General features: G+C 28.8%; 5 protein-coding genes. All 5 read right to left on the bottom strand.

What is annotated here, in order from left to right; genetic code table 11:
• Window positions 1-157: 157 nt before the first annotated feature.
• Entirely contained in the window at window positions 158-1,054 is an 897-nt protein-coding gene (locus tag RMO70_RS13130; RefSeq protein WP_310556892.1) for a hypothetical protein, read from the bottom strand.
• The gene (locus RMO70_RS13125; protein ID WP_310556891.1) at window positions 1,041-2,150 is read right to left on the bottom strand and encodes a glycoside hydrolase family protein; all 1,110 of its coding nucleotides are present in this window, start codon (window positions 2,148-2,150) and stop codon (window positions 1,041-1,043) included. The genes RMO70_RS13130 and RMO70_RS13125 overlap by 14 nt, the downstream gene beginning before the upstream one ends.
• 6 nt (window positions 2,151-2,156) lie before the next feature.
• The gene (locus RMO70_RS13120; protein WP_310556890.1) at window positions 2,157-2,474 is read right to left on the bottom strand and encodes a hypothetical protein; all 318 of its coding nucleotides are present in this window, start codon (window positions 2,472-2,474) and stop codon (window positions 2,157-2,159) included.
• Between the two features lie 122 nt (window positions 2,475-2,596).
• Entirely contained in the window at window positions 2,597-3,664 is a 1,068-nt protein-coding gene (locus RMO70_RS13115; protein ID WP_310556889.1) for a hypothetical protein, read from the bottom strand.
• An 11-nt stretch (window positions 3,665-3,675) separates the two neighbouring features.
• A partial coding sequence (locus RMO70_RS13110) for a peptidoglycan DD-metalloendopeptidase family protein (protein WP_310556888.1) occupies window positions 3,676-5,593 on the bottom strand: 1,918 nt, incomplete at its 5' end.

Genomic DNA, 5,593 nt, shown 5'->3' with positions numbered 1-5,593 from the left:
ATAAACATCGAAAGTTATTTCTTCATCTTTGTTGTAAGCGTCTTTTGTTAACGCTTTTTCAATAGCGTCTACTTTTGCAAATTTTTTCAGTTCTGTGAGTTTAGCTTTAATTTTATCTGCAATAACACCAGCTATTTTCTTTTTTTCTATTTATAATTTATTGAGGAAAGTTTTTTATAATAATTTCTGTTTTATTGTTTTTATTAGCAAAAGTTATAAATGTTTCACCACCTTGAAAAAAAAGTTCTATACTCAAAGCATTGATTTTATTTTTATAAAATACCTCAACTTCATCATTCATAGTATAGTTTAAATCTTTTAATGGTATATCTTTTTTTAAATACTTAATTTCATTAATTTCACTTTCTTTTATAAAAATATCATATGCAATTTTCAGATTCTCATTAATAACACAATTAGTTATAAAACCGTCTTCCATATTGCCTTTTTCATCATCACATATAATTTTTGATAATTCTACATCTTCAGGATTTGAATTAAGCGATTTTGTAAATAAAACCAGATATCCTTTGTAAATAAATAATAGGTTGTTTTTATCAAGTAAAATAAATCTTTCAGAAGGTAAATTACATTTATTATCAGGATACAATGGAATAATATATTTTACATCTTCAGTTAACTTGAAGTTGAATTCAGAAAGAATATCATCATATATTTCAATATTTTGCTGACCATTTAGATAATTTTTAGTTTTGTCATTTTTTATCCGTATTTCTGTTGAACAATCTAAAAAATATAAGATATTTTTATTTATTTCTATTTTTTTAGTTCTAAACTCTTTTTCAACATCTGTCTTTTCAACATCTAAAGGAAACATTTGTTTATTAAAAATTTTATTGAAAAAAAAAGTAGTCGATTCATTTTTTATTTCTTCTGTATTTGAAACTAAACTTTCTGGGTCTTTTAATTCTAAAGTTGTTGTGTCATTTTTAACAATCTCATTTTTGATATCTTTATTGTCAATATTCTTACAATTAATATAAAAGGTTAATATTAAAAATAAATAAACTGTTGTTGTTTTAGTGTGTTGCATCGTAATTATTATTTATGAACATATCGTATTCAGCTTGTCTTCTCTTAACTAATCCAGAAGTATTATTATTTGTTATATCTAAAAATTCTATCGCAGCATCATTATATTTTTTATTTAATAAATTTCTATAGAGTTTAGGAGCCTCACCAGATGTCAAAAAGGATTCTCCAGTATTAAACAGTAAACTTACAAGTGCATCGTATTCATGCTGATATAAGGGTACTGTTACATCTTTTTTAACAGCTCTTTCAAATTTCGGTAATCTTTCATTAAATAATTCTGTCCCCTTTGCAACAGTAATTCCATTCTTCAAATCGTCTGGAATTATAATGTTCGCACATTTGTCGCGTGCTATTAAATGCCCATAGCCAATTGTGCAATAACCCTCGGAATCATCATAAGGTTGACTTTTAAAACTTTCCCACGATTTAATAAAATCAACTCCAGCAGCAGAAATATTCAAAGTATTTGGATCAGCCCTATCTTCATCTATACCATTTTCGCTATTAAATTCAAAAGTATTTTTGTATCCTTCTTGTAAAATCGCTAAAGAATCAGCTAAATCTGATCTTCTTTGAAATGGCATATTACTCCTAACTGTCAAAGGATGTGCATTTGCTTCTTTTGAAACTGAAGAAGTGAAATATTCGAAATGAAGCATAAAAACAATTACCCCATTAATTTTAATCCTAGGAGTAGTAGGAGTTTTCATTAATTTACCTGTTTTGCCTAATACTTTTTTCTGTTTTATTTCATCTCCTGCTTTTACTGTAATACTTGAAGGATCTAACTCTCCATATCTAATAATAAATTCCCTACCATCTTTTAAAGTATGTAAAACAGATACTTGATCTGTTCCATCATAAAATGAACTAATATTCAGCACTAATCCATCAGCTATTGCTACAACTGTTTCATATGGGTTAGTATATAAATCTCTAGCTGCATGTTTTCTTATTCCTCTATTTGAATTAAAAGTAGATTGATTGTCACCTTGTTTTGCTGCCCAATAAAAATCTTTAACCCATTTATTCACATCGTCATTTTCTGGCTTAACTAATAATGGAAAAATAATCTCTTTCCCTTTCCCAATCACAAAATACTAACCTTCTTTTTTCAAAGATTCTACTGAATATTTTTTAGTACCTGTGCATTCGGCTTTGAGCCAAAGGTTTTCCTCTTGTGGTTTGTAAGTGTCAAAACTAAAGGTATCGCCACCATTATAGGTTTTGGTTACTAATGCTTTCTCTACATCGTCTGCAAATGCCGTTTTTCCTTCTGCTATTTTTGGATTGCCTTGTTTTCCTTGTTTTGCATTGTTGAGTATAGTTTTTGCTAATTCCTTTTTGTTGGTATCGGTAATAGTGTTTGCATTTTTAAATTTATAACTGTAAGTCCCGTCTTTTTTGCCTTTTACCAACTTCTCTTTCCACGTTTTTAAATCGGTATCTGCCTTTGGGCGTAGTTTTATTTTTACTTTCGCAATACCTTTTTATTTAAAATAACTTTTTGTATTTTCAATAATCTGATACATTAACATAATCAATTACATTTTTCTAAAACTACTGGTTGCATACCTCCATTTTCTTTAATCATTAAAAAATCTTCATCAACAAATTCTAATTTTTTAAGTTTCAAGTTATATAATCCAATCCAATTTAACTCAATCTTATTATCATTACTTGTTTTTAATTTACCTATAATTTTATCTTTTGAAATTTCTTCATCTACAATACTCAATTTATCAGAATAGAATTTTTTTTGTGAGGATGTACTGTTAAATTTTAATAAATACTCATCATTTACTGAGGATTTTACTACATCAAGATTTATAAAAATTGAATTAAAATCATACAATGACAAATAGCCTTTTTCACCATCTATGTTTAATTCAGTTAATTCATTGTTGCAATTAACTCCCCAAGTACCATTAAAATTTAATTGCTTGTTTAGATTTCCCTGGTTTTTAAAATCTAACTTATTTATTACATTTAAGTCTTCATTTGTGATTTTAGATTCACTGTCAAATTTTTTATCATACAGAAGATCAAATCTTTTTTTTGATAAAATTCCTGTCGCACTTATCGTACCATTTTTCTCTATTAAATCGTATTGAAAATTATTAAAATTACCAAGTTTAAGAATTTGCTCATCATATTTAAAAGCGTAAATACCTAAGTCTTTATAGTTAGATGAATTATCAAATTGGACTATATGAAATATAGGCAACTCTTCTGTACAAGTAGGAATCATCAAATAATAAAACGAATCTTTTTGAAATAATCTTATTTCATTTAAAGCATCTTTCATTGAAGATGTATTAATACAAAAACCAACAGGTTTGTAATTATCCGATTGATTTAACTTTAAATAACTTAATTCTTTACTTTTTAAATAATGTATTCTAAAATTAATTACACCAGATTCAAGAATTATGTCAGTTACAAAATCAGTATCATTAGTTTTTATTTTTAAAGGTATTTGTTTTGCATTATCTGCTTTTATTCGAATTATTTCTGTCGAATTTTGTTTTTCATTATTTTTACAATTACTTATTAAAAATGTAAAAAAAAATGATATTAAAAGTATTTTTAATTGTGTTCTATTCATAATATTATTATTTAAAAAATGTTAGATGCAGTTAATTTATTTTTCCCATCAACTTCATTAATTTGACCCCTCTGAGCTTCTACTTGCTGAGTGGATTTTTCTGATTCTGTTTGATCGTCAAAAGCTTTGAAACTTACAAAGAATCCTGCGTTTAATCTATAATTGTGACCTACACCCATTGTGTAATCACTTAATATCTCAAAATGCAAGTGTGGCGCGCATGTACCAGCAGTGACGCCAGATCTACCTGTTGTTCCAAGAACGTCTCCGCAAACAACTTCTTGACCAAAGGTGTATTCATTTACTGAATCCAAGTGTGCATAAAACAAAAATATATCACCATTTTCACTCCAACCTGTTCCTTGCTTTATTTCTCCATTTGCTTCATCTTTTAATTCATAATCTTTTTTTAATTTTAGAAAGGCATCTTTATCTTTCACTTTTATTGTTATTGTATTGCCATATCCAGAATGCCAACGTCTATTATATACTGTTCCATCAACACAAGCATATATTGATGTACCTGTTTTAGTAAATAAATCAAGGCCAGCATGTTTTCTTCCTCCTCTAGTATTTCCAAATAAACCCCAGTGCTTTCCTGGATCATTAAACACTCCATCAGATTGTCCTTGAGTAAAAATTGTTGCTATTGGATTGTCAACTGGGTCATGCCAATCTCCTGACCCACCAGGATTACATTCATTAACTTTAAAAACTGTTTTTGCTTTTTCAAAAAATTCTTTAGCCTTTTTCCAACCCGCAGTACCTCCATTAACAGTTCTTCTGATCTTTTTTATATTGTCATCAGTCGATTCCTTAATTGTATCTGCAACTTTCCAAATTTCATGCTTTTCCCAATATGCTATTGCTGATAAAACGGCATATTTTGCTTCTTTAACTTTATCAGGATCTGCCTCCAAATCTACATATTCATCAGGAAATGTTTCTTTTAATGTTTCTGAAGCCTCTTTATAATTGCCTCGCCCAGTTAATTGTTTTAAACCTCTACCTCTAAATTTAAATCCGTCACCACTTGCTTCATTCCCATTTCCGTTTCCAAAACCGTTTTCTGCTGCATAAAGAAAATTCAAGAGGCTTGTTTGTGGTCTCTCTGATGCAAACGAATCAATTTGACCTCTTCTTGATAATTCTGTAGCTCTATTTCCAAATAATGAAGTTGTAATATTTCTTGCAGCATATGGAATTACATCTGTTTCTACAATCCAATCAGTACTAATTCCAAGTGTCTCAGCACCTACTTGTGCAAAAAAATGGGCTTTACGTAAGCAAGTATTTAAATGTATTGGCTTATCAGTACCCTTTCTTAGATTTATATATTGATTTAAATATTTTACAACATCTTCTCTAAGTGTTGTAGAGTTTGAATGAACTCCAAAACAGTCTTCAATATGTTTTAAGGTGATTTCATCTTCACATCTAGGACATTTTTTCCCAATTTCAAAATACTCCCCATCTCTTTTCAAAAACTCCTTTTCATGTTTTTGGGTTCCAGTGCACTCGGCTTTTAACCAGAGATATTCTGTTTGTGGTTTGTAAGTGTCAAAACTAATAGTAGCCCCACTGTTATATGTTTTATTTTCTAATACTTTTTCTATATCGTCTGCAAATGCTGTTTTTCCAGTTTGTATTTTAGGATTATCTTGTTTTCCTTCTTTTGCATTATTGAGTATTATGGTTGCTAATTGCTTTTTGTTGCTATCTGTAATCGTGGTTGGGTTTTTAAATTTATAGCTGTAAGTACCTTCTTTTTTTCCTTTTATTAATTTCTCTTTCCACGTTTTTAAATCAGTATCTGCTTTTGGACGTAATTTTATTTTTATCCTAGCAACACCTTTTTCTACCATAGCTTTTAACACTGTTATTTCTGCACCGTTTTCTTTGCCTTCTAGCACTGGTAAATCTGCATCT

The sequence above is a fragment of the Flavobacterium sp. genome (assembly GCF_031422135.1).
Taxonomy (GTDB): Bacteria; Bacteroidota; Bacteroidia; order Flavobacteriales; family Flavobacteriaceae; genus Flavobacterium.
This window is presented reverse-complemented; position numbering and strand designations above follow the sequence as displayed.

What these genes read in the sequence shown, in the direction of transcription:
- RMO70_RS13130 (WP_310556892.1), bottom strand. Translation starts at nt 1,054, where the DNA reads ATGCAACACACTAAAACAACAACAGTTTATTTATTTTTAATATTAACC.
- RMO70_RS13115 (WP_310556889.1), bottom strand. Translation starts at nt 3,664, where the DNA reads ATGAATAGAACACAATTAAAAATACTTTTAATATCATTTTTTTTTACA.